The organism is Kosakonia sp. PSU_27, assembly GCF_039409795.1.
Taxonomy (GTDB): Bacteria; Pseudomonadota; Gammaproteobacteria; order Enterobacterales; family Enterobacteriaceae; genus Kosakonia.
In genome coordinates, this window is sequence record NZ_JBCIVK010000005.1 from 487526 (window position 1) to 513080 (window position 25555).

Genomic DNA, 25555 nt, shown 5'->3' on the forward strand with positions numbered 1-25555 from the left:
TGAGACGCCTCGGTAGTGTTCCCGCACTCCGGGGCGTTGCTTTTTTCACTTTGTGTATGTAATGTGTAATTACACATAAACACATTACATCGGGTGTAATTGACGTGTCAACACACAAAAACGTAAGCCGAGGTAACCCCCCTTTCCAATTCAGGCTTGATCCTGAACTCCGCGACATGATGGAAAGAGCGCAACAACAAGATGGTGATGAGTCGCTGGCTGCATGGATAAAGCGCATTGTTCGCAAAGAGCTACAGCAGCGCGGTATTGAACCGAAGGGGTGATACCCAATAACCGGATAACGGTAGGCGGAATTCCGCCCTCGGTTAAAAATCAGTCGCCCCAAATCTGGGGAGATTGCAGGGGTTACAAAATTTTTGTAGGTCTGCGCCGATGGCGCATACCCCTGCCGGGTGCAAATAGCGAGTTGCAGATTTGCAACACGGTTACTCACTAACTTCCACCAGCGGTGTAAGTCAATAATCTCTGAGATTTCGGCGGCGGCTAGCTCCCTCCAATGGAGGACGTTAGGATTGGCTGAAATTTCAATGCCCAACAACTCACCCCATTGGGGGAAGTTAAGCGCTCCTGTATTTGCAGGAACGGTCAGGCTTTGACCACCAGCGCAACGCCTGGTATGCTGGATTTGATTTAGTTCTTTGTAGTGACATTGGCAGCTCGGCAAAGCTGCCTTTGTTTTATTTAGTGTCAGCATTTGGCACCTCCGGCAATACACCACCTGCGCTCAGCTTTTGCGTTAACCACTGCTCTCCCTTCCCCGTCAGCATTGTCGTGAATGAGGCTCTTATCTCGCCATTCGTTTCATACGTCCCCTGGCGAACGGCAAAATAACCGCTGTCGATATAGCGCTGCATAGGCAGGTTGTGGCGCTGGCCGCCATTGATGAGAATCCCCTTCTGTCGCATCCACTCGAAGAGTTTGATCGGGCCAAGCCCTACAGCTTTGGCATAGTTAGGAATGGAAATACCCTTGCTGATATCTGCCACGCGATCAGCGAAATCAACTTTTGGGGCAACGGCCACTAGTCGGTTTTCAAGTTCGCTTGCCTTTTCTGCCAGATCGGCAGCAAGGCGCAGGGCTTCTGGTAAAGTCTTGGGAATATTCGCGGCGGCTTTTGACTGTCGTTCACAGTTGATGAAGTAGCGGCGCACCTCCCGCCCTTTTTCATTGCGCTCAACCATTGCCAGCTCTTTACCCATATCGATGGTTATCAGGTAATCATGTTCCATCTGCTGCCGAGATTTTGCGCTCGCCCGTTTTGGCGAGGTCAAATTTTCAACAATCACATAATCGAGCCCCTCAACAAATCCATATTGCTGAATACGTCCTTTAATCCAATTGGTGAAGTCACGACCAATAACCAGAAACGTATGCAGCTTACGCCCGCTTACAGACTGAATTTCTTTCCCGCCGATATTGCTCATGGCTACAGGGATTTGCACAGCAAAGTTATTGCCGGAAATATCGTTCTGGCTGATTCCGGGGTGAGTCTGTCCACTGCCAGTTAAAGCAGTAATTTTTTTCGATACCATTTCAGTGCTCCAAATTCGCTATATTGAGAGCCGCCGCGACAGCATGAGCAATCCTGCATCATTACTACCTCAACGGCACGCAACAAATGAACCAGATGTTTTTATGAAGTCTGGACACGGCGTGTTGAAGCCAAGTAGCAATCGAGGTCCGTCTTCATATAGATGACCTTGCGCCCAACCTTGTGGTGTGGAATTTCCACTTTTCCGGTGTGGGCCCAATTAGCTAAGGTTTGAGAATTAACACCTAGATAAGCAGCCGCCTCTGCGCGGGTAAGGCGTTCTAAGGAGAGAGATGAATTGACTAACTTCATATTTATCACCGTGTATTAGCAGTTAATAACGGCGCTACTTTATAATTGATAAATATACTCAGGCAGCCAGAGGAACCAGATATACCATATGATATCTGGTTCACTGTAGTAAAATCGAGTAAGGGGGGGGTATATCTGGATTTACTCCCCCTCGGGAATCACTATTTTGAATGATCTATTTTTAGGTTTGACATCAGGGTTTAACCCGGATTCTTTCAACCACTTCTCAATAGTCCCAACAACAGGTACGTCCTTCCATTTGGTACGAAGATGCGTATATATTTCCTGAGCTAACCCTGCAAGGCTTGCATTAGGATATTTACCCCACGTACTTGAAGCTATAATCAAGGCAGCCGACTGATGTCTATTAGTCTTACCTTTTTTTGCTTTACTCCTGTCAGCGCTAATTATTTTCTTTGCACTAGCCTGCTGCCTAGCCTCCTTCATCATTGTTTCAATCAGCATTTCAGCATAAAAACGTCGCATATTTTTCGCTAATTGTTCAAAACCCAGTATTTCAAACATACATGAAGCCTTTATTAGTTCACTTGACTCCTCAGTCTGTAACATGGCCGGATTACCTGGGTGAACAGTTTCATTTTCAAATTTAGTACCGAATTTCATTTCATTAATTTTATTGAGGAGAGATATTTTCTCCAATGCATCAAGATTATCGTATTTAATGTTCAGCATTTCACAAATACTCCTTTCCTGGAATATCGAGGAAACACCACTTCTTATTCTATCAACCAAAATATCAAGATCATTGAAATCTTCTTCACCAATAGAAAACTCAGCCCTAACCCCTGACATTACGCCCTCCAGAATTCATCAAATCAAATAAAAGTTTACGTTTTTCGTCATCACTTAAATTTTCCATAATAGATAGCAATTGTGTATCGACACCCTTTTTACACTCCACTCTTCCAGCGTGCTCAAGTATTGCCCATTCTATTTTTGATGCCGGTTCCATCAATTCATCAGCGCTAAAATGTAAATAGCCCTGTGTAACATCAGCGCTTCTCATCGTTCGGTGATTCAGCAGGCGTTTCAGAATGTAGTTGCCCACGCCCACCAGCTCAGCAATGGTCCCGAACGTTCGGCGGCCGTCATGCCATTTGAAAAGGATAGGCTGGAGCAAATCAGGATTTGGGTCTGGGACGGTAGCTGCGCTTATGCGATCAATAATATGTCTGTATTCTTTAATGACGCCCTTATCGCCAGGAAAAACTAATACGCCATCACTGGCTTTCATTTTGGCGCGACGACGGAAGAGTTTTAAAAGAGTTTCAGTGACAGGCAATTCAAGCGGATCACCATTCTTGGTAGTATCAATCCAAAAATAGCGACCACCGAGATTAACCCGCTCCCAGCTCAGTTCTAAAATTTCTGACTTACGCAGCCCGGTAAAAATAGCCATTTCCACAGCGTCGCACACTGCTGCGGCTATATCATCTCGCGCCAACTCAGCAGTAGCACGCACGGAAGATAAGGCATTAAACCACCGGCTAAGTTCATTGGTGCGGATACGCTCAGTTTTCCTGACGGTTCCATGCCATTTTCGCTTCGTGCTGAGCACCATCGTGGGAGGGTCAGGGAGAAGGGTTTTACCCTGTTCGTCGCGGTAATGATCATGAGAGAAACGGTATATAGCCCGCAGCACTCGCGCCCATAGATCAGCTTGCGCTTTACTGCCTGTTCCAACTCCAGCTCGTAGCGTTGATTTGTCAGCACCAAACCACACTGAACCATCGGTGATTGCTTTATGTCTGCTTTCTACACGCTCGCGGCTTATTGAGGAAAGTGGCTGCTTCATCCAGTCACCAGAGAAGTTTTGCAGAATGGAACGATATTGCTTTGCTGTATCGGCGCTTAGCCTCTCGTCGCGATTCTCAATGTAGGTAGCCAGTGCATCGGCAAGCGTAACAGTCGCCTTTTCGTTGACACGTTTAACCACATTGGGATTCTTCCCGGTTGTCGCAACGTCTCCAAGGAGCTCAAGTGCCTTTGCCCTGGCATTATCAATAGTAAGATCTGGAAAACGGCCGAGCGTAGCACGTATGAACTTGCCATTACGCTTACGCGAAATACAGAAGCTCTTAGCGCCACTGATCCCTACCCGAAGCCGCAGACCATTAACAACGGTATCAGCATACTCGACCTGCCCACGATCAGCGGGTGGTAGGCTTTCGAGTTTGGCTTTTGTAAATTTGAATGTTTCCACAAACACTCCGCACCAAGCGATTAGGGTATCCTGCGAATCGCTTGCAGGCTCCAGGATACCTATAGGATACCGCAAGGGAGTATTTTAGAGTATTTCTGGTTATTTATACAGTAAACTGATATCGATTAACTAACTGAAAATTATAGATAAGTATTTTTAGGTAAGAAGTTGCATCCTAACTCATAATCGCTTGGTCGTTGGTTCAAACCCAACAGGGGCCACCAAATTTTACATTTAAAATCATATAATTAAGCCACCTTTCACGGTGGCTTTTTTGTTTCAGATCATTGAGCGTCGCAAAAGTGTCGTACCATTTTTTTGGCAATCCCGCGATAAATGTGTAAATAAACCTGTTTTGGTTCCATGCATTTTTTGAGCTCCCGGACAGATAATATTGTTGATGAATGGGATGAGTCATGCAGACTATAGTGAGGGAAAGTAGTTGATACAGCATTAAGGGCTCTTTGCAGAAGTTTTTTAACAAATTCCCACAGTGAAAATAATAACAAATAGTTACTATTTGTTTGTGCAAGGCTTCTCAAATGTTCTTCTATTGCCGTCGTGATTTCCTTTTCTCAGGTCTGGGTTAATTACGCTATTGCCACTTAGATTAAACATTTGATGAACAAGCGCGCAATGCTTTTCCCGCCTCGCCTGCCCGCTTTATGGGTCGGTTTTAATGCAGTTGCACCTGGTCAATGGCTCCTTGCCAGCACTGGCATCAGACAGAATCAAAAACACTTCCCGCATGCAAAGTAATGCGCCTGATGCATGCGAGGGTATGAATGAAGTGGAAGCGTGAATATTAGGTCTTGATTAACTGCGGGATCGGGAAAAGCGCCGGTAAATTTTTGTTGTTAAGAAAATGGTAAGCACACCGAGCAATACAGACGTCAAACCAAGAAAAATCAGCACCGAGAGAATATTGCTGAAGAGCCCCCCGAGGCTTGTGAAATCGCTCAGCCGTGCGAACTGCTCAGGCGTCAGTGCACGTATCACTATTTCCGGGATAGTTAGAAAGCAAATAATCACGACCAAAATACTAACTGCCTTTTTTCCATTTTTTTTCATAACCTTCCTTGCCTCGTCAGTACATGGTCATTGATTATTTCAATCATGCTTAACCTGAGTTAAAGCACAATAAACTTTACCAACGACATACACGCCAATAATCCCGACAAAGATGGATGACAGACCAATGAAAATCATCGCCGAGAGGAATGGGCTGATTAAACCACCCAAACTTGTAAAATCGCTAAGTCTGGCAAGTATGTCATTCGGAACCTTCCTTAAGATAATCTCAGGAATTATTAGAAAGGAAATAATTGCCGCCATAACATAAATAAGGATTTTTCGACTTTTTTTCATTCTCAACCTTGCCCCTGTGAGCGACCATGATCAATCATTAAACATTAATGTTACAGCAAGGCAAATGGAAATGGCAGAAAACTATCTAAAATTGAAAGCGCAGTCAGATAGAAGGATGGCGATTGCTTTAACTAAAGCGTTAAGGGAGATCCATGCCAGTCATATGGAGACTATCGAAAACGTTAAACTTGGCAGTCAGCGGCTTATTAACTATGGCTCCTGCTTAGTGCCTGACGAATACTACGGAAGCACGTGCCATGAACAATGGAGTGAAGATAAGCGTTTGTATTTGTCTTTGTTGGAAATATACAAAAGAAATGATGTCGTTCTTGATATGGTTCAACTCTATTTCCAAAAAACCTTCAAGCGTCTCGGAGATGAGAAAAGCAATACGCTGGTGTCATATATAAAGCAGAAAATCGGAGAGAAAGCATACGAAGCAGCTGATCGTTCGAGTAAGCTGGCTATTTCACTGACGATTGCGAAATTGATTGTAAGCAGCGCTGATTTTCAGGAATCATATATTAAAAAAGTAAATGAAATGTCCACTTGGTTTGTGAAAGTGGCGGTATTCTATGCTAAAGCTCAGATAGCCGCACTAGCAGCAAACAAACTGAAATTTCAGGATGCGACATATTACCAAATACTTTATCGTGAAAAGCTAGAAATGCTTTACTTTCTTATAGAACCTCAAATGTCTAAAGTAATATATCAAGTCGAATCAGGCGGAAATAATGAGGAGATTATTGGTGACGCTTTATATGAAATGTTGAAAAGATGAAGAAATTATTATTATTCCTTTGGGGAGCCCACTCACACCTAGTGCCCATAGCACTTATTCTGGCTGGGGCATTTTTGTTTATTCAATTCATCCCTAATTATTCAGGGACACTTACTTTTTTATGGTTTATTATCGTTTCTTATTTTTATATTAAATATAACCGTTGGTATTAGCACCGTACTTATCACAGCTAAAATGCTTCGTCAGGGGCATTTTTACTATTGTTAAAAAACTTCTAAACAGTGAATAATTTGAGCCATCATCCGGCACAGGAAGTTCGTCACGTTTTCATTTAGCAATTTCCTGAGCAAAAATAAAATCTAATCCCTGAGACAGGGGCATACATAGGTCTGTCAAAAAGAAATTTATTTACCCTCTGGTAAAAAAGTGGCTGCACTTTATCCTGTCAGCAAACGTATAATTCGTGTTCATCATGCATCACACACGGCAAACAACGGGGATAATTATGAAGTTGTGGAATAAACGTACTCTTTTCACTTTAGCCGTGTTGTCGTTCGCCAGAATTGCGCAGGCAGACAGCATTCAGTGCCCGCAATTCCCCTCCCTGACGATGAAACAACATGCCCTGACGGATGCCAGCTTGTTTGTCGGGCCGCCAAAAGAACAGGTCGAACTCATGCCGGATACTGATAAAGACACTGCCTGGACCCTGGCAGATTATCAGGACGAAGCAAGGCAGCATAAAACATCGCTCTACGTTGTTTGCCGGTATAAAAATACGCTGCAAACTGTCGAATTGGTGGTTCCGGCAACGGCGCAGAAATGCTCGGCCTCATATGACCAGCACAATAATCTGATCGCCCGTTGCCAATAATCCCGCCACAGTAAGCGAGGAATGAAATAGTGGCGTTTGAAATGAGCTAAGCGCTGATTTCTTTGAATAATTGCCCCCGCACGCCACAGCATATCGACCTGACTCGTGGCACCGAATAACCTCATCAACAAGTTTCTCATCTCTTCGACGAGCAACTTCTGCGCTTAAAAAAGTTAATCCTTCAGCCGCGTCTGTACCGGCGGAAATGCGCGGAATTTACCGTACCGATGCAAAAAGAAAAGCGAAGTAAAAAGCCTGTCAAATTATCAACCTGCCGATTTGATATTTACTCACCCACCTCCTAATCTTCCTTCATCAGACCAATGAGCAATGCATTGGGCCATGCTACCGCAGAGGCGAAAACCGCTGCACAGAGTGGGAGAATTTGCCGTGAGTTTCCAGCCCAGATATGCCAGCAGTGAATCTCCTGATCCGGTCGAAGCCGTTGCCCAGTTTGCCGCCCAAATCGGTCATGACGATGTTGAAACCATCCTTTTCTTTTGCTCTCCGGATTACGATCTGGAGGTGTTAGGCCGCGAATTAAAAAACACCTTCTCCTGCCCCTGCATCGGTTGTACCTCTTCCGGTCATATTGGCACTGAAGGCTTTCAGCATTCTGGGCTGCTGGGTCTCGGGCTGAGCGATGGTTTTCACGCCCGCGCGTTTATCATTCATCCTCTGCTTGAATACACCTCGGTCATTACGGATATCGCAGAAACCATTCGCCGCGACAGCGAAGAGAGACCAAACCTGCATCGTTTTGGTCTGCTGCTGGTGGATGGTCTGTCGATGGCCGAAGAGCGGCTGGTGGCAAACCTTTATCAACAGATTGGTAATGTGCCCCTCATTGGCGGCTCTGCCGGTGACGATCTGCGTTTCGAAAAAAGCTTTATATATGATGGCGATGGTCATTTTATCTCTGACGCTGCCGTTTTCGCAGTTATCGAAACCAGTTCACCGGTCGCCACGTTTAAGATCCAGCATTTTGTACCCAGCGATGTTGAGCTGGTTATCACCGAGGCGGACGCGGAAAAACGGCTCATTATGGAGATCAACGGTGAACCCGCCGCGCAGATCTATGCCGAATCCCTTGGTCTTACCGTCGATGAATTGACACCAACTGTCTTTTCCCGCAACCCGCTGGTGCTCTCTTTCGGCGATGAGCCTTACGTCCGTTCCATTCAGAAAATGAACGACGATCTCTCGCTTACCTGTTATTGCGCTATCGAAGAGGGGTTGATCGTCTCGATCGGCAAAGCGGAAGATCCGATCCAGACGTTTAGCCAGGCATTTGAAAAAGTGCACGAGACGATCCCAAATCCTGCCGTGATCATCGGCTGCGATTGTATCCTGCGCCGTCTCCAGTTCGAAAAAGAGGGGCTGGAACAGCAGATCGGCGAAATCATGGTGCAGAACCGGGTGGTAGGGTTTTCAACCTACGGTGAGCAGTACAACGGGTTGCATGTCAACCAGACATTTACCGGTGTCGCCATTGGAGGGTAAATATCATGTCGCTCTTTTCCGAAGCCTCTACCCCGCCTCTTTCCCCTGCTGACTACGAGCGCAAACTCGCAGCCAGGGATAAAACCATTGATGTGCTGAAACGCCGCATCGCCCAGGAAGCCCGGCACAGTCACGCCACACCATTTGCCATTCTCGAACAAAATGTCGGGCTTGAGAAAGTGGTCGCGCGTAAGACAATGGAACTCGAAAACGAACGGCATGAGCTGGAAAAGGCGCTGGCCGAGCTGCGTCTGGCGCAGACCCAGCTACTTCAGGCGCAAAAAATGGAGTCTATCGGTCAGCTCGCCGCCGGTATCGCCCACGAAATCAACACCCCGACGCAGTATGTTGCCGATAATGTCGGCTTCATCAAAGGTGCTACGGACTCGCTGCTAAAACTGCTGAATGCCGCCCTCGCGCTCGCGGACGTTGCACGCGAAAAAATGGCCGATGATCCGGCGATGGCAGAGTTCGATACGACGCTCAAACGCACAAAAATTGATTTTCTGCGTCGACAAATTCCAGGCGCGCTGGACGAGTCTCTGGAGGGGCTTGAGCATATTGCGCGGATTGTCGCCGCGATGAAGGAGTTTTCCCACCCTTCGAAGAATGTGAAAGAGCGGATAGATGTGCGCGATGTGATTAATACCACGGTCACGGTGGCCCGCAACGAGTGGAAATATGTGGCGGAGCTCGAAACTAACATCGCCGACAACTTGCCGCAGCTCCCCTGCCTGCGTGACATGGTCGGCCAGGCCATTCTCAACCTGGTGGTTAATGCCGCCCACGCCATTGCGGATACCCTGCAGGAAGGAGTGAAAGAGAAAGGCCGCATCGTTATTTCAGCATTACAGAACGGCGACTATCTAGAAATCCACGTCCAGGATGATGGCAGTGGCATACCCGCAGCGATCCGCGACCGCATTTTCGATCCGTTCTTCACTACTAAAGCGGTGGGTAAAGGGACTGGACAAGGCTTAGCGATTGTCTACTCCACCGTGGTGGACAAACATAATGGAAAGATTCGCTGCGAGTCAGAAGAAGGCGTGGGTTCCACGTTTATCCTGCAATTTCCGCTCCATTGCCGCAACGAGGATGAGCCTGCATGCAAGTGATGTTCGTTGATGACGAAAGCCGGGTGCTTTCAGGCATTGAGCGCGCCATCATGTTGCAAGATATCGACTGGGAGTGCCGCTTCGCCAACAGCGGCCCTGAAGCGCTGACCATGCTGGAAGACACACCGGCGGATGTCGTGGTCTCTGATATGCGTATGCCCTTTATGGATGGCGCAGAGTTACTGGCGCAGGTGCGCAACCGCTGGCCGGGTACGATACGTATCATTTTATCCGGCTACTCAGAACCCGGTGCCACCCAGCGTATGCTGGAAGTTGCACATCGATTTGTCTCGAAACCCTGCGACAGCGCGACGTTAATAGCGATAATTGAAAGCGCGCTTTCTCTGCGCACCATGTTCAACGATCCGACGGTGCTCGACATGGTCGGTCGAATCAATCAGTTGCCCCCCGCACCGAAGGTGTTCATTGCAGTTCAGCACCTTCTCAATAACCCAGAGAGCGATACCCGGCAGATTGCCGAATTGCTGGGCAGCGACCCGGCGCTGAGCGCCAAAATCATGCAGCTTGCGAACTCAGCCTGGTTCAACAGAGGTTCGCCGATCCATGATATCGGTAGCGCTATTACGCTTCTCGGCATGGATCAGGTGAAATTGCTGGTGTTGGCGTCACACTGTTTTACCGATGCGAAAAGGGATCCTTTGGTCAGCGAATTACGCCGGGTCTCTCATCTTGCCTCTTCACTCGCCGCCCGTATGACGGGCCATCAGGGGCTGGAATCCACCGCCGCGCTACTCGCGAATATTGCGAAGCTGATCCCCGAAATGAGCGAGATCGGTAGCGAAACAACCACATGTAATGCTATTCCCATGCATTCAGCAGTGGGCGCTTACCTGCTGGCAGTGTGGGGATTACCGCTGGAGATTGTCGAAATAGTGGCGGAGCAGGCTCAGCCCTCACGTTTCGCACATGATGCATTCGGAGCGTCTGGTGTGGTGCATGTCGCTGTGGCGCTGGCCAACAACAGCCCCCCCGATCGCGATTATCTTGAAAAAGCAGGCGTGCTTGACCAGCTCCCCTTATGGCAACAGATGCTCGCTAACCTACAGGACACACTTCATGACTGATACCGCCTTGCCCAGGGTGCTGTGCGTAGATGATGAACCTAACGTGCTCGCCGCGATGGAACGAAACCTGTTTGGCGAATTTGATGTGGTGGTGGCACCAGGCGGCGAAGCCGCTCTGGACGCTGTTCGTTGGGGAGAGCGCTTTGCGGTAATCATGTCCGACATGCGCATGCCCGGCATGGATGGCGCCACTTTTCTGGCGAAAGCGCGGGAACTCTCGCCCGATAGCGTGCGGATCCTGCTTACCGGGCAGGCCGATGTGGAGTCCTCTATCGCCGCCATCAATAAAGGCGCCATTTTCCGCTATCTCTGCAAACCGTGTCCGAAAGAAGAACTGGTCGCGGCGCTTAATGACGCTGTGCGCCAGTATCGTCTCGTCTGCGCAGAAAAAGAGCTGCTGGCAACCACCCTTACCGCTTCGGTCAAAACGCTGACGGAAGTGCTTGCCATGGTCGCACCGTGGGCGTTTCAGCGGGCGGCGTTCGCCCAATCTTGCGTTCGCCACGCGCTGCCGAAGCTGGAGTGGCCAGATGAGTGGATTTACACGATTGCCGCGTCATTAAGCCAAATTGGCTGCGTTGGTATTCCCGCCGATATCGTTCAGGCCGACGCCGCTCAGCGCAAACTCTCCGAGGAGGAGAAAAAACTGCTGCTGGGGCATCCCGACGTCGCGGGAAAGCTGGTGGAAAATATTCCCCGTCTTGAACTGGTCGCCGGGATCATTCGCCACCAGGCAAAAGAGCCGGCGCCGAATGTGCCGCTTGAGGTTTTACGCGGTGCCCATCTGCTGCGCGCAGCCCTTGAGCTGGAGCGACATGCGGCGCGGGGATGGAGCCTGGAGCGGCCATGGGAAATTTTACGGGCGGCGCACCCACCGTTACCTGAATACATCATTAAATCCCTGTCAGATTTCCGCTCCAATGTGACCGGCGTGCGCTCTGCGCGTATTCGCGAGCTGATGCCGGGTTGGGTGGTAGACGAAGATATCCGCACCACTAATGGCTTGATGGTGCTGACCAAAGGGCACGAATTGACCGACACGGCGATCTCGGCATTACAACGCTTGCTCGCGGCTAATGCCATTGAGGAACCCATCCGGGTTCGCGGGCTGCCAGACAGCACCGCATCGGCATGATCGGTACGCGATTGGGAGAGTCATCGCGTCGTTATGTTGCAGAGAGGTAAATCGTTGCAGGCGGGGCAAACACCCCGCCATAAAGCAATTTTTTGCTCATTTCGCGGCAAAAAGGCGCCATAAACGCAATTTTCACAGAAAGACTAACGCATTGAAATATGTCCCATGTAATATGGCTCCGGGCTATTGCGAGATTTGCATCCATGGTCCAGATTTGATGAATTAACAACTCCCTTTAACACACTCAACGCGCTTTGACGAAACGCCATGAACAAACCTATAAAACGGCTTGAAATCATCAAATACGCCATTGAACTGGAGGATGACGGCATCATCCTCAGCCAGCTTCCTTTACTCAAAAATGAAGTTACGGACCCGGAGTTAGCGTTTATCGTTCACGCACTTGAAGAGAAAAATTACAGCGAAGCGATGCGCGCCATCACCGTCTGGCTGCAAAACCAGCGCTCAGTGGTCAGCTGGCAGGATCCGCAAGTGGCCGCCAGCAAGCTGGAACTGAAAGCGCTGGAAGAGCAAATGCGCGAACTCATTGATAAACGCAATGCGCGTATCCAGCTGCTGGATGAATTCAACGATCTCTACTTAACTCGCCTTGGGCCACTGATGTCGCAAATTTTGCGGCTGCGTAAAACGCTGGCCGAAGCCGCGGTGCGCCGCCAGGAAGCGGAAGCGCGCCGTCGCGAGGCGGATTATCTGCGCTGCCAGAAATACCTGTCGCAAGCCGTGGACGTTTTAGTGACCTTGACGCAACGCTGGCAGAGCATGCCACCGCACTCATTACAGGCGGCGGAAGCGCGCAAGCATCTGCAACAACAAAGCGAGCTGATTGCCTCGCTGCTCGCCGAAGCGCAGGAGCTGGAGCGCGGCCTCACGCGGGAGGAAGAGCCCACTCGCCAGGCGCGCGACGAAGCGCGTCAGGAGTATGAAAGCTACCAGGAGCAGCAGCACGACGCGGAAAAACGCTTTAGCTTCGAGCAGAAGATGAGCGAAGACGAACGGCATGAGCTGAAACGCCTGTGGCGCCAGGCCAGTAAGCTCTGCCACCCGGACCTGGTGGATAACGAACTGAAAAATGACGCTCACAGCATGATGGTGCAGCTTAACCAGGCGCGCCAGCGCGGCGATCTGAGCGCCATCCGCTCGATTTTGACCCGTCTGCAAAAAGGGCTGGAGCCATTAATGGCAAGCGATCGTCTCAACGATCTGCAGCGTCTGCGCCAGCGCATTGTTGAAGTCAAACAGCATATTGCCAGCCTGATTGAAGAGCTGGCGACGCTGGAAAAAGAGGAATCCTGGCAGTTGATCTCCACGCTTGGCGACAGGGAAACCTACTTCCGCCAGCAGGAGAAAGCGCTGGCCGAGATCCGCCAGACGCTGGAGCAGCAGGTCAGCGAAGCCGAGTACGACGAAGTGGCCTGAGCGCAACGAGCCCGGTAATCGTGCCGGGCTTTGCGTTTATTTCTTGTGCCAGTAGGCTTGCGCACGCACCAGTTGTTGATCGATGTCGGCAGATTCAAAGCGATCCATCAGCGATTTCACTACCTCCCCTTCCCCGGTCAGCCAGATAAAATAGTCGTTTGCCGGCACGCTTATCGCCGCCAGTTTGTCGGCAACGGCCTGCGGGTGATGCCCCGGCACCCACTGAATATCAAAGCCGTTTATATCCGCGAAATAATCTTGATAAGCAACATCCGCAATGCTCACCACCGCTGTGACCTGCGGGCGTACAGCAAGCTGGCTGAGCGCTTCAAGGCGGCGGCGCAGCGCCGGCATACCGGATTCATCGCACACATATAACTGCCAGGCGTAATCTTCCGGCACCACCAGCGAACCGCGCGGCCCGCCAATAGTCAATCTATCGCCCACCTGCGCCTGCATCGCCCAGCTACTCGCTACGCCGCCGTCGTGAATATAGAAATCCAGCGCCAGTTCGTGGCGGCTGGCATCGTACAGCGGCGTATAGTCGCGGGAAGCCGGGCGCGGGCCATCGCCCCAGACGATACCTTCATCGGTCACGACTGGCGGTACAAAGTGCGTACCCGGCTGCGGGAAGAAGACTTTACTGTGATCGTCAAAGCCGCGAGAGGTGAAGCCATCCAGTTGCTCGCCGCCGAGCACAATGCGCTGGAAGCCCGCACCTGGGTGTTCGACGCGCAAAACAGTTAACTCGCGAAAGCGCAGCTCATTGCGCACGCGCTGGGGATAGCGTTGAGAGTGGGTTGTCATAATCGGCCTTCGTGAACGTGAATACGATATATCTAAATGTTGTGCAAATGATAATGATTGTTGATTAGGCAGAAGGCAAGATCTTTTTAAGATATAGCCACACGAAAGCGCACCGGTTGCTAAACCAGGAAATAAAGTCATTAAAAATCATTCTATTAAATAAAAAACGCCGTCAGTGTTGTTCAAGCGGGTTATTTTAGATATAAATTAGATATATCAAATTAAATGAGTAAGCAGCTATGCGTCATCATCACGGCAATACCGACAGGGAGCACCACCACGGACACGGCGGCCGACGCCAGCGCTTTTTCGGTCACGGCGAATTACGTCTGGTGATCCTGCATTTGCTCAGCCAAAACGCCAGCCACGGCTATGAGCTGATCAAAGCCATTGAAGCGCTGACGCAGGGCAACTACACACCCAGCCCTGGTGTGATTTACCCCACTCTGGATGCTCTGCAAGCGCAGCAGTTAATTAGCGTTAGCGATGAAGAAAACGGACGCCGAATGATCGCCATTACGCCGCAGGGTATGCAGTGGCTGGCGGAAAATGCGCCATCGCTGGCACAGATTGAAGAGCGGATTAAAGCACGCAACGTTGGCTATCAACTGCGCAAAAACCCACAGATGAAACGGGCGCTGGAGAACTTTAAAGCGGTACTGGATTTACGGGTGAATCAGGGGGAAGTCAGCGCCACGCAGCTTAAACAGATAATTGGCATTATCGACCGCGCAGCGCTGGAGATTTCACAACTCGATTAAACTGCCTGTGGCACGTCGCGCAGGCGGAACACCTGCACCAGCTCGCGCAGATGTAACGCCTGATCGTTCAGCGCCGCTGCTGCTGCCACCGACTCTTCCACCAGGCTGGAGTTCTGCTGGGTGGTGGAGTCAATCAGGCCAATCGCACTGTTAATCTGCGAAATACCATCGGTCTGCTCGCGGCTCGCCTGACCAATTTCGCGCAGGATAACATCCATCTCTTCCACATTACTGACCATACCGTTAATCAGCGCACTGGCTTTTTCGACCAGCGCCATGCCTTCACGAGTCTGGCTGGTAGAGCTTTCAATCAGATGGCGAATATCGTTGGCAGAGGAAGCGCTCTTCTGGGCTAACTGACGAACTTCACCCGCCACAACCGCAAAACCACGACCGTGTTCACCGGCGCGCGCCGCTTCGACCGCCGCGTTCAGCGCCAGAATGTTTGTCTGGAAGGCAATTGCGTCAATCAGGTTGATAATGTCGGACATACGGTTGGACGTGTCGTTAATCACGCGCATCTTTTCGGTGACCTGCTTCATCATCTCGCCGTTGTTCTTCACGACCGTCGCCGCATCGGCAGAAAGGTGGGTCGCTTCGGAGGTGTGATCGGCAGTGTTTTTCACCGTCGCGGTGATCTGCTCCATAGACGCCGCCGTCTGCTCGACGGAGCTGGCCTGCTCTTCGGTACGCGCCGCCAGATCCTGGTTACCGGCCACAATCTGCGCCGCCGCGCTGGAAATACTCTCTGAGCCGTTTTGCACCTGATGAACGATCTCAACAAGACGGTTTTTCATCTCCATCAGCGCACGCAGCAGTACGCCGGTTTCATCGCGGTGGCGAGAATCGATGGTACGCGTCAAATCGCCATCGGCAATCGCTTCAGCAAAGGCAACCGCCTCACTCAGCGGGCGCGTGATCATCCGTACGATATACCAGCCAATCAGGCTGCCCATGCCGATGCTAGCAATCGCCAGCAGAATCAGCATCAGGCGGTTAGAACTGAAATCGTTCTGCACCTGCTCGCCCGCCGCACGCATTTGCCCATCCTGAATGGCGATCAGCGCCAGCACCCGCTCTTTATAAGCATTCTGGATGTTAATGGTTTTGGTCATCATCTCCTGAATCGCACCCGCGCGGTCATTATTTTTAACGGCATCGAGAATGCGGAAACGTGAGTCGAGGTACTGCTGGCGCACGGTGCGGATGTCGGCGAGGATTTTCTGCGATTTATCATCACGCAGGTTTTTAGATAAATCCTCCAGCAGAGCGGTAATGTGGGAGCTTATCTCAGCAAGCTGCTTTTGCGACTCACCGGTCCATTTGCCGTCGCTATCCAGCAGCATCAGTTGCTGGGTGCTGACAAAGGTCTGGAAATTATCAATAAGCTGATTCGCTTTTACCGTGGTTGGGTAATCCTCGTGCACAATCTCTTGCATTCCGTTATTCGCGCGGTTCAGGCTGAAGAGAGACAGACAGGAACTCACTACCATTAACGCAATAAAAAAGCCGAACGCCAGAAATAATTTCGTGCCGATTTTTACATCATGTAAAAACATATATTCTCCATGGGTTTGATTATTTTATTGACGAAAGTTCCGCGCCCTCACCCTAATGGCGCGCTTAAGTCCCTGGCGCAAATTAAAAGAATGCAGCCACTAGCCGTTATCGGTAACGTTAGCGCTAACTTTATGAGTTTGATCGTTTTTTTAGTTACTTAATGAACTTTCTGATAGCAATCAACTATTAATAATGATCAATCGATCGTTATATATACGAAAATAAAGATTAGCGCAGGGCATATTAATATCGCTACATCAGATTTAACTCTGCATAAAATAAGAGGCGCGAAAATATATTAATACTTCACAATGCGAACTGTGCTTAATATAAAATTAACAAAATATATATATCGCACTTACATGAAATGGCAGAAATCAAGCGCTTACCAATAAAAAACCACCAGCGCGCGGCCAGTGGTTTTTTAAGAGCAAGGTAAGCTGTTAGTGCAAAACGGCGACGGCATCCTGCAGGCGGGCGGCGCGATGTTTAACCATTGCCGAAACCGCCGCGCTCTCCTCTACCAAACCAGCGTTTTTCTGCGTGATGGCATCCAGTTCCGCCACTGCGCGCGTCAGTTCAGAAAGCCCGGTAGCCTGCTCCGATGTCGACTGGCTAATCTGGCCGATCAGCGCAGTGACGTTTTGTACCTGATTAACAATATCTTCCATCGTGCGGCCTGCGGCATGCACCTGGTCATAACCAGACTGCACTTTACTGGCACTGGCATCGATCAGCTTACGAATATCATTCGCCGCGCTGGCGCTGCGGCTCGCCAGGTGGCGAACTTCACCCGCCACGACCGCAAACCCTTTGCCCTGCTCGCCTGCCCTGGCCGCTTCTACCGCGGCATTCAGCGCCAGGATATTGGTCTGGAAAGCGATGTCATTAATCAGCTTGGTAATGGAGCCGATACGCCCGGTGCTGTCGGCAATCTCGTCCATGGTTTTCACCACCGTCTCCATCGCCTTACCGCCGTGCGTGGCGGCGCTACTGGCGGAGCTGGAGAGCTCGTCTGCCGCCGATGCTGTTTGCGAGTTGTTTTGTACCGATGCCGCCATCTGGCTCATGGTGGCAACCGTCTGCTGCACATTCACCACCGTCTGGCGCGTGCGTTCATTAAGATCTTCATTACCTTTCGCCAGCGTTTCACTGCCGCTACGCACACTGTGAACCTGGGTTGAAACGTCATTGATCAACCAACGGCACATCAGCCCCAGTTGCCCGATCGCCCGCAATGTCAGCCCCAGTTCATCGCTGCGGTTCAACGGTTGCACGCTATTGCGTTCCCCGGTGGCCACACTCAGCGCCTGACGCGCCACGTTTTCCGCCGGGCGAACGATTTGCCACTCAAATGTCAGGCAGCCCAGCAACATTGCCAGCGTGCTCACCGCCAGCGCCAGGCCGCCTGCACCGGTGAACCATAAGCCAGCAAATTGCGCAGCCCACAACAACGTCATGACGCTACGGGCACGCCAGCGTAGCGGCATGCCCGCCAGTTTTCCCCACCAGTGCTTGCTAATGACCAGGCCTTTATAGACACGTTTGTTGCAGCGCCCTTCATTTAACGCTTTGTACAGCGGCTCAACGGCGGCGATCTCCTCATCTTTCGCCTCGGTGCGAATCGACATGTAGCCGGTGACTTTACCGTTGCGCACCATCGGCACAGCATTGGCTCGCACCCAGTAATGATCGCCATTTTTACGCCGGTTTTTGACGATGCCGCTCCACGGCTCGCCCTGTTTCAGGGTGTACCACATATCGGCAAAAGCCGCTTTTGGCATATCCGGGTGGCGAACAAGATTATGGGGCTGGCCGAGCAATTCGCTGTGGGAGTAGCCACTGGCATGGATAAACGCGTCGTTGGCGTGGGTGATGTAACTTTGCTGGTCAGTTGTCGACATCAGCGTGGTGTCATCCTCCAGCATAAAGCGCTGTTGGCTGACATAAGGAGGAGAAGACATGATTGCGTCCTATGCAGGTTATATTGCTGTTAAAAATTACTGCGAATGTTATTTCGGCGATAATGGGTTTATCTTTAGTTGTTAAATTTGATTTAGATCGCAATTTGCAATAAAACCCTGTTTTTCGTGGGCTCGTTAACCCTATGATTTTAATAATTTCGTAGCGTTACCATCACGATTACCTCATGAGAATGCATCATTATCGCGCATTTATTGCACTATATTGGCGCAACTTAGCCATCTCTCCGTCCGCAATGAATGATTTTTAACCACAAAAGATACAAAATATTAACGGGACGGCATGATTAAATTTTGTGCGCCTTCATTTTCCCCTGGCATTTATCCCGATTTATGCTCCCCGCACCGAAGTGGCGTAATCCCTGCAATACTTAAATCGGTATCATGTGATACGCGAGTCCCTGGAGCCCATTTTGAACAGGTTACCTTCCAGCGCATCGGCATTAGCGTGCAGCGCTCACGCACTGAATCTCATTGAAAAGCGAACGCTCGACCATGAGGAGATGAAAGCATTAAACCGAGAGGTGGTGGATTACTTTAAAGAGCATGTCAATCCGGGGTTTTTAGAGTATCGAAAATCTGTTACCGCCGGCGGGGATTACGGAGCCGTAGAGTGGCAAGCTGGCAGTTTGAACACGCTTGTCGACACCCAGGGGCAGGAGTTTTTAGATTGTCTGGGTGGGTTTGGAATTTTCAATGTGGGGCACCGTAATCCAGTTGTGGTTTCCGCCGTACAGAATCAACTCGCAAAACAACCTCTGCATAGCCAGGAATTGCTCGACCCGTTACGCGCCATGCTGGCGAAAACACTGGCGGCACTGACGCCTGGCAAACTGAAATACAGCTTCTTTAGCAACAGCGGCACGGAGTCCGTCGAAGCGGCGCTAAAACTGGCGAAAGCCTACCAGTCACCGCGCGGTAAATTCACCTTTGTCGCCACCAGCGGCGCGTTCCACGGTAAATCGCTGGGCGCGTTGTCGGCAACGGCAAAATCGACCTTCCGCAAACCGTTTATGCCGCTGCTGCCGGGCTTTCGTCATGTACCGTTTGGCGACATCGACGCGATGCGTACGCTGCTTAGCGAATGCCGGAAAACCGGTGATGATGTCGCCGCCGTGATCCTGGAGCCGATCCAGGGGGAAGGTGGCGTGATCTTACCGCCAGCCGGTTATCTGCCAGCGGTACGCAAGCTGTGCGATGAGTTTGGCGCGCTGCTGATTTTTGACGAAGTGCAAACCGGCATGGGGCGTACGGGCAAAATGTTCGCCTGCGAACACGAAAACGTGCAGCCAGACATCTTGTGCCTGGCGAAAGCGCTGGGCGGCGGCGTGATGCCGATTGGCGCGACTGTCGCTACCGAAGAGGTGTTCTCGGTGCTGTTTGATAACCCATTCCTGCACACCACCACCTTTGGCGGCAACCCGCTGGCTTGTGCGGCCGCGCTGGCGACCATCAATGTGCTGCTGGAAGAGAACCTGCCCGCTCAGGCGGAGCAGAAAGGCGACATGTTGCTGGACGGTTTCCGCGCGCTGGTGCGTCAATATCCGGATCTGGTGCAGGATGCGCGTGGTCGCGGGATGCTGATGGCGATTGAGTTTGTCGATAACGAAACGGGCTACAACTTTGCCAGTGAGATGTTCCGCCAGCGCGTGCTGGTTGCCGGAACGCTCAATAACGCGAAAACCATTCGTATCGAACCGCCGCTGACGCTGACGATTGAACAGTGTGAGCAGGTGCTAAAAGCAGCAGCTAATGCGCTGGCGGCACTGCGTGTTTCTGAAGAACTGGCGTAAACAGACGCATAAAACCCTCTCCCGGCGGGAGAGGGTTTTTTATTGCTCACAGAAAATCCGGGATCATCAACACGCTCTGGTTTTCTGCCCTGCTGTCTTGCAATTTCACACTCTCGCAGAAATGTCTTTTGCAGGTGCGGTATGCGCTTTCAGGCGCAATCAATGCTGCCATGAAAGCGGATGTTTACTTCGGCAGTAAACCAATAAAGCTGCGTTTTTTGCGCGGCTCCGACATCAGTTCTTCCAGCTTCTCCACGCACGCCAGGTAGTGCGGTGTCTCCTTGTGCGCCTGGACGGCGGCGTCATCCTGATACGCTTCATAAATAAAAAAGCGGGTTTTCACTTTTGGATCCTGTAATACATCAAAACGCAGATTCCCCGGCTCGCGGATAGCGCCTTCGTGATTGGCACGAAAGACCTGTAAAAACTCATCTACTCTGTCCGGTTTGATATTGATTTCCACCAGCGTCACATTCATGGTTGCTCTCCTTGTTTTTCCTCCAGCCAGAACTGGTACGCCTCACGGGCGTGCATGTGCTCGTGTACCACTTTTTTCACCGCCTTGAGCATGGCGAGCGGCGCGCTGGACTGGAAAATGTTGCGCCCCATATCCACGCCCGACGCGCCCTGATCAATGGCGCGGAAGCACATCTCCAGCGCCTCCTGCTCGGGTAACTTTTTCCCGCCAGCAATCACGATCGGCACCGGGCAACTGGCGGTGACCTTTTCGAACCCCTCTTCTACAAAGTAGGTTTTCACAAACTGCGCGCCCATTTCGGCGGCGATACGGCTGGCCAGCGAAAAATAACGCGCATCGCGCGTCATCTCTTTACCTACACCGGTCACTGCCATCGTCGGCACACCGTAGCGGTTGCCCGCGTCCACCAGCTTGATGATGTTATTAATCGACTGGTGTTCATGTTCACTGCCGATATAGATTTGCGCCGCCACCGCACAGACGTTGAGCCGCAGCGCGTCTTCCATCGCCACCGCCACGCATTCGTTAGAGAGTTCGGCGAGGATTGAGTTGCCGCCAGAGGCGCGCAGCACCACCGGTTTATTGGTGGCGGGCGGCACCACACTGCGCAAAATGCCACGCGTACACATCAGCACATCGGTTTGTGCGAACAGCGGCGCAATCGATAGATCAATACGCTCAAGCCCGGTCGTCGGTCCCTGAAAATAGCCGTGATCGAAGGCCAGCATCACCGTGCGGTTACTCTGTGGGTTAAAGATCCTTGCCAGCCGCGATTGCATGCCCCAGTCCAGCGCACCGCAGCCCTTCAGGGTGAAAGGCACATTTTGCTGCGCGGTGCCCAGGCCAAAGTCTTTGCCATCTTTGATGTCATCTACATCCGCCATCCTGCCTCCCGCAAAAAGCTGTGATAGAACAAGTGATTTTGTGACTGATGAATGTTCAAAAGCGTAGGCGCTGAACTATATTTACGACCGTACGAGGATCACAGTTTTATCTATGATGCTTGCGAGGGGGCAAAACCCATGAGTTACCTTTTAGCGTTAGATGCAGGGACTGGCAGCATTCGGGCAGTGATCTTCGACTTAAGCGGGCGGCAAATTGCCGTCGGCCAGGCCGAGTGGAAACACCTCAGCGTGGAAAACGTCCCCGGCTCAATGGAGTTCGACCTCAACACCAACTGGCAACTGGCCTGCCAGTGCATCCGCCAGGCGCTGAAAACCGCCGGTCTTAGCGGCGCGGATATCCAGTCAGTCGCCTGCTGCTCCATGCGTGAAGGCATTGTGCTGTATAACAATAATGGCGACGCCATCTGGGCGTGCGCCAACGTGGATTCCCGCGCCAGCCATGAAGTCGCCGAGTTAAAAGAGATCCATGACTGGCAGTTTGAAGCCGAAGTCTACAGCGTTTCCGGGCAGACGCTGGCGCTCAGCGCCATGCCGCGTCTGCTGTGGCTGGCGCACCATCGCCCCGACATTTACCGCGATACCGCCACCATCACCATGATCAGCGACTGGCTGGCCTCGCGCCTCTCCGGCTGGTTAGCGGTGGATCCTTCCAATGCCGGCACCACCGGTATGCTCGATCTTTTCACGCGTGACTGGCGACCCGACTTACTGGATATGGCCGGGTTACGCCCGGATCTGTTATCACCGGTGAAAGAGACCGGCAGCCTGTTGGGCGAAGTCACTCACCAGGCGGCGCAAGAGTGCGGTCTGCGCGAAGGCACGCCGGTAGTGATGGGCGGCGGTGATGTACAGCTCGGCAGCCTTGGCCTTGGCGTGGTGCGCGCCGGACAAACCGCCGTGCTCGGCGGTACATTCTGGCAGCAAGTGGTGAACCTGCCGCAAGTGCGCACCGACCCCGAAATGAATATCCGCGTCAATCCGCATGTCATTCCTGGCATGGTACAAGCGGAGTCGATAAGCTTTTTCACCGGCCTGACCATGCGCTGGTTCCGCGACGCGTTTTGCGCCGAAGAAAAGTTGATTGCCGAGCGGATGGGCATTGACGCCTACACCTTACTGGAAGAGATGGCAGGCCGGGTACCGGCGGGTTCATGGGGCGTGATGCCCATTTTCTCCGACGCCATGCACTTCAAGCAGTGGTATCACGCTGCACCGTCGTTTATTAACCTCTCCATCGACCCGGAAAAATGCAACAAAGCCACGCTGTTCCGCGCGCTGGAAGAGAACGCCGCCATTGTTTCCGCCTGCAATCTGGCGCAGATTTCACGCTTTTCCGGCGTGCAGTTTGACAGCCTGGTCTTCGCCGGTGGCGGTGCGAAAGGCGCGCTGTGGAGCCAGATTTTAAGCGATGTCACGGGCCTGCCGGTACGTGTGCCGGAAGTGAAAGAGGCCACCGCGCTGGGCTGTGCTATCGCCGCGGGTGTGGGTGCCGGGTTGTATGACGATATGGCAGCCACCAGCGAGCGGCTGGTGCGCTGGAGCCGGGAATTTACGCCGAACCCGGAACATCGCGAGCTGTACGACACCATGATGCTGAAGTGGCAGAAAATCTACGCAGAACAACTCGGCCTCGTCGACAGCGGTTTAACCACATCCCTGTGGCAGGCACCCGGCCTGACAACCGGCGCCTGACGCGCTTTTCCCTCTCCCGTTACGGGAGAGGGATATTTGAATCCCATCACAATCATTCGCTCCGCCTTTTCCCTTTTCTGCCGCGACGGCTAAAGTAGAACTCATCCGACCACATAACAATAATTTTACACTGGAAGAGAGCATGAGCCATTACCCGTCGCTGTTTACCCCACTCGATCTGGGCTTTACCACGCTAAAAAACCGTGTGCTGATGGGTTCGATGCACACCGGGCTGGAGGAGCGCCCGGACGGCGCAGAGCGGCTGGCGGCATTCTATGCTGAACGCGCCCGTCATGGCGTCGCGCTGATAGTCACCGGCGGGGTTGCGCCCGCACTTTCCGGCGTCACCATGGAGGGCGGCGCGGTGCTGAACGATACCAGCCAGCTTCCCCATCACCGGCAAATCACTGAAGCGGTGCATCAGGAAGGTGGCAAGATCGCCCTGCAAATTCTGCACACCGGACGCTACAGCTATCAGCCGCAGCTGGTCGCGCCATCGGCGTTACAGGCGCCGATCAACCGCTTTACGCCGCATGAATTGAGCCATGATGAAATTCTCACGCTGATTGATGATTTCGCCCGCTGCGCTGCGCTGGCACAGCAGGCCGGTTACGACGGCGTTGAAGTGATGGGTTCTGAGGGCTACCTGATTAACGAATTTCTCGCCGCGCGCACTAATCACCGTGAGGACGAATGGGGCGGCGATTATGCCCGGCGTATGCGCTTTGCCGTGGAAGTGGTGCGCGCCGTGCGCGAGCGCGTCGGCAGCGATTTTATTATTATCTACCGCCTGTCGATGCTGGATCTTGTCGAAGGCGGCGGCACGCTGGAAGAAACCATCGCGCTGGCGCAGGCGGTGGAAGCCGCAGGCGCAACGCTGATTAATACCGGTATTGGCTGGCACGAAGCGCGCATCCCGACCATTGCCACGCCGGTGCCGCGCGGCGCATTCAGTTGGGTAACGCGCAAGCTGAAAGGCAAAGTGAAGGTGCCGCTTATTACCACCAACCGCATTAACGATCCTGGGGTGGCCGACGAGATCCTCGCGCGTGGTGATGCCGATATGGTATCGATGGCGCGCCCGTTTCTGGCCGATGCCGGGTTTGTGTCGAAAGCACAAAATGGTCGCGCGGATGAGATCAATACCTGCATCGGTTGTAACCAGGCCTGCCTGGATCAGATCTTCGCCGGTAAAGTCACCTCCTGCCTTGTTAACCCCCGCGCCTGCCATGAAACGCTGATGCCGGTACTTCCGACTGTGCAAAAGAAAAACCTGGCGGTGGTCGGCGCAGGCCCTGCCGGGCTGGCGTTCGCCATTAATGCCGCGGCACGCGGGCATGGCGTAACGCTGTTTGATGCCCAGGCGGAGATCGGCGGGCAGTTTAATGTCGCCAAACAGATCCCCGGCAAAGAAGAGTTCTACGAAACGCTGCGTTACTACCGGCGGATGATCGATCTGACCGGCGTTACGTTATGCCTGAATCAACGCGTCGATCCGGCCACCCTACTGGGGTTTGACGAGGTGATCCTTGCCAGCGGTATTGAACCGCGGATGCCGCCAATCGACGGGATCGACCATCCGAAAGTGCTGAACTACCTCGATGTGCTGCGCGATAAAGCACCGGTGGGTGAAAGTGTGGCCATTATTGGCTGCGGCGGGATCGGCTTTGATACCGCAATGTATTTAAGCCAGCCGGGCGAACCAACCAGCCAGAACATCGCCGAATTTTGTGTGGAATGGGGAATTGATACCAGCCTGAATGAAGTGGGCGGTCTGCGCCCGGAAGGACCGCAGTTGCCGAAAAGCCCGCGCCGCATTGTGATGTTGCAGCGTAAAGCCAGCAAGCCTGGTGAAGGTCTGGGGAAAACCACCGGCTGGATCCACCGCGCCACGTTGCTGTCGCGTGGCGTGAAAATGATCCCGGCGGTCAGTTATCAAAAGATCGACGATGCCGGTTTACATCTGTTGATCGGCGGTGAACCTCAGCTATTGGCTGTTGATCATGTGGTGATCTGCGCAGGCCAGGAGCCAAAACGCGAGCTGGCGGAACCGCTGCGTGAAGCGGGCAAAACAGTTCATTTGATAGGTGGATGCGATGTGGCGCTGGAGCTGGATGCCCGCCGGGCGATTGCGCAAGGGACAAAACTGGCGCTGGCGATTTAAAATAACTGGCTTAACGCTTTCCGGCCCCCCAGCCTGGCTGAAAGTTTTCTATGGATAACAAAGTGG

Annotated in this window: 23 protein-coding genes; 12 read left to right on the forward strand and 11 right to left on the reverse strand. The window is 52.1% G+C overall.

The features are described from left to right. Positions 1 to 104 precede the first annotated feature (104 nt). Positions 105 to 284: a hypothetical protein gene (locus AAIG26_RS15310; protein ID WP_343180898.1), complete on the forward strand. Its 180-nt coding sequence runs from the start codon at positions 105 to 107 to the stop codon at positions 282 to 284. A 414-nt stretch (positions 285 to 698) separates the two neighbouring features. On the opposite strand, the gene AAIG26_RS15315 is transcribed toward AAIG26_RS15310, so the two are convergent. The 6 genes from AAIG26_RS15315 to AAIG26_RS15340 all read right to left on the reverse strand — a co-directional run bounded on the left by AAIG26_RS15315 (position 699) and on the right by AAIG26_RS15340 (position 5456). Further along, positions 699 to 1553: a phage antirepressor KilAC domain-containing protein gene (locus AAIG26_RS15315; protein WP_271069308.1), complete on the reverse strand. Its 855-nt coding sequence runs from the start codon at positions 1551 to 1553 to the stop codon at positions 699 to 701. 101 nt (positions 1554 to 1654) lie between these two features. Next, positions 1655 to 1864, reverse strand: coding sequence for a helix-turn-helix domain-containing protein (locus tag AAIG26_RS15320; RefSeq protein ID WP_343180899.1), 210 nt, complete (start codon positions 1862 to 1864; stop codon positions 1655 to 1657). Positions 1865 to 2005: 141 nt separating this feature from the next. Further along, the gene (locus tag AAIG26_RS15325; RefSeq protein ID WP_343180900.1) at positions 2006 to 2677 is read right to left on the reverse strand and encodes a hypothetical protein; all 672 of its coding nucleotides are present in this window, start codon (positions 2675 to 2677) and stop codon (positions 2006 to 2008) included. After that, the gene (locus AAIG26_RS15330) at positions 2664 to 4088 is read right to left on the reverse strand and encodes an integrase family protein (RefSeq protein WP_343180901.1); all 1425 of its coding nucleotides are present in this window, start codon (positions 4086 to 4088) and stop codon (positions 2664 to 2666) included. The genes AAIG26_RS15325 and AAIG26_RS15330 overlap by 14 nt, the downstream gene beginning before the upstream one ends. Positions 4089 to 4904: 816 nt before the next feature. After that, complete coding sequence (locus tag AAIG26_RS15335) at positions 4905 to 5159, reverse strand: hypothetical protein (protein WP_045513123.1); 255 nt, start codon at positions 5157 to 5159, stop codon at positions 4905 to 4907. A gap of 39 nt (positions 5160 to 5198) precedes the next feature. Beyond that, positions 5199 to 5456: a hypothetical protein gene (locus AAIG26_RS15340; RefSeq protein WP_045513125.1), complete on the reverse strand. Its 258-nt coding sequence runs from the start codon at positions 5454 to 5456 to the stop codon at positions 5199 to 5201. A 70-nt stretch (positions 5457 to 5526) separates the two neighbouring features. Between AAIG26_RS15340 and AAIG26_RS15345 the strand changes: the two genes are divergently transcribed. The 7 genes from AAIG26_RS15345 (at position 5527) to AAIG26_RS15375 (ending at position 13347) form a co-directional block, all read left to right on the forward strand. Then, the gene (locus AAIG26_RS15345; protein ID WP_343180902.1) at positions 5527 to 6237 is read left to right on the forward strand and encodes a hypothetical protein; all 711 of its coding nucleotides are present in this window, start codon (positions 5527 to 5529) and stop codon (positions 6235 to 6237) included. A gap of 466 nt (positions 6238 to 6703) precedes the next feature. Beyond that, positions 6704 to 7072, forward strand: coding sequence for an STY0301 family protein (locus AAIG26_RS15350; RefSeq protein ID WP_343180903.1), 369 nt, complete (start codon positions 6704 to 6706; stop codon positions 7070 to 7072). A 390-nt stretch (positions 7073 to 7462) separates the two neighbouring features. After that, a complete protein-coding gene (locus AAIG26_RS15355) occupies positions 7463 to 8575 on the forward strand; it encodes an FIST N-terminal domain-containing protein (protein ID WP_020455355.1) in 1113 nt (370 codons plus the stop codon). 5 nt (positions 8576 to 8580) lie between these two features. Continuing rightward, a complete protein-coding gene (locus tag AAIG26_RS15360; RefSeq protein WP_343180904.1) occupies positions 8581 to 9690 on the forward strand; it encodes an ATP-binding protein in 1110 nt (369 codons plus the stop codon). Then, positions 9681 to 10775 carry an HDOD domain-containing protein gene (locus AAIG26_RS15365; protein ID WP_343180905.1) on the forward strand — a complete coding sequence of 365 codons (1095 nt, stop codon included), beginning with the start codon at positions 9681 to 9683 and terminating at the stop codon, positions 10773 to 10775. Before AAIG26_RS15360 ends, AAIG26_RS15365 begins: the two co-directional genes overlap by 10 nt. Beyond that, the gene (locus tag AAIG26_RS15370; RefSeq protein ID WP_017457425.1) at positions 10768 to 11910 is read left to right on the forward strand and encodes a response regulator; all 1143 of its coding nucleotides are present in this window, start codon (positions 10768 to 10770) and stop codon (positions 11908 to 11910) included. The genes AAIG26_RS15365 and AAIG26_RS15370 overlap by 8 nt, the downstream gene beginning before the upstream one ends. A 267-nt stretch (positions 11911 to 12177) precedes the next feature. Continuing rightward, on the forward strand, positions 12178 to 13347 hold the full coding sequence (locus tag AAIG26_RS15375; RefSeq protein WP_020455359.1) for a DNA repair ATPase: 1170 nt from the start codon (positions 12178 to 12180) through the stop codon (positions 13345 to 13347). Positions 13348 to 13383: 36 nt separating this feature from the next. Here AAIG26_RS15375 and AAIG26_RS15380 read toward each other — a convergent pair whose 3' ends face one another. Further along, positions 13384 to 14154, reverse strand: coding sequence for a siderophore-interacting protein (locus AAIG26_RS15380; RefSeq protein ID WP_343180906.1), 771 nt, complete (start codon positions 14152 to 14154; stop codon positions 13384 to 13386). Between the two features lie 239 nt (positions 14155 to 14393). On the opposite strand from AAIG26_RS15380, the gene AAIG26_RS15385 reads away from it, so the two are divergent. Beyond that, positions 14394 to 14915, forward strand: coding sequence for a PadR family transcriptional regulator (locus AAIG26_RS15385; protein ID WP_343180907.1), 522 nt, complete (start codon positions 14394 to 14396; stop codon positions 14913 to 14915). On the opposite strand, the gene AAIG26_RS15390 is transcribed toward AAIG26_RS15385, so the two are convergent. Further along, positions 14912 to 16474 carry a methyl-accepting chemotaxis protein gene (locus AAIG26_RS15390; protein ID WP_020455362.1) on the reverse strand — a complete coding sequence of 521 codons (1563 nt, stop codon included), beginning with the start codon at positions 16472 to 16474 and terminating at the stop codon, positions 14912 to 14914. The two genes, AAIG26_RS15385 and AAIG26_RS15390, sit on opposite strands and share 4 nt — an antisense overlap. A gap of 444 nt (positions 16475 to 16918) precedes the next feature. Then, a complete protein-coding gene (locus AAIG26_RS15395; protein ID WP_045513151.1) occupies positions 16919 to 18439 on the reverse strand; it encodes a PAS domain-containing methyl-accepting chemotaxis protein in 1521 nt (506 codons plus the stop codon). Positions 18440 to 18870: 431 nt separating this feature from the next. Here AAIG26_RS15395 and ygjG point away from each other — a divergent pair, with 431 nt between their 5' ends. Then, a complete protein-coding gene (gene ygjG, locus AAIG26_RS15400; RefSeq protein ID WP_174240561.1) occupies positions 18871 to 20250 on the forward strand; it encodes a putrescine aminotransferase in 1380 nt (459 codons plus the stop codon). A 184-nt stretch (positions 20251 to 20434) separates the two neighbouring features. Here the strand turns inward: ygjG and lsrG are convergent, their stop codons facing one another. Continuing rightward, entirely contained in the window at positions 20435 to 20728 is a 294-nt protein-coding gene (gene lsrG, locus AAIG26_RS15405; RefSeq protein ID WP_020455365.1) for a (4S)-4-hydroxy-5-phosphonooxypentane-2,3-dione isomerase, read from the reverse strand. Continuing rightward, positions 20725 to 21612: a 3-hydroxy-5-phosphonooxypentane-2,4-dione thiolase gene (lsrF, locus tag AAIG26_RS15410; RefSeq protein WP_020455366.1), complete on the reverse strand. Its 888-nt coding sequence runs from the start codon at positions 21610 to 21612 to the stop codon at positions 20725 to 20727. Before lsrF ends, lsrG begins: the two co-directional genes overlap by 4 nt. A gap of 138 nt (positions 21613 to 21750) precedes the next feature. Here lsrF and lsrK point away from each other — a divergent pair, with 138 nt between their 5' ends. Then, a complete protein-coding gene (lsrK, locus tag AAIG26_RS15415; protein WP_343180908.1) occupies positions 21751 to 23325 on the forward strand; it encodes an autoinducer-2 kinase in 1575 nt (524 codons plus the stop codon). Positions 23326 to 23467: 142 nt separating this feature from the next. Then, positions 23468 to 25489, forward strand: a complete 2022-nt coding sequence (locus AAIG26_RS15420; RefSeq protein ID WP_313627704.1) for an NADPH-dependent 2,4-dienoyl-CoA reductase — start codon at positions 23468 to 23470, stop codon at positions 25487 to 25489. Positions 25490 to 25555 lie beyond the last annotated feature (66 nt).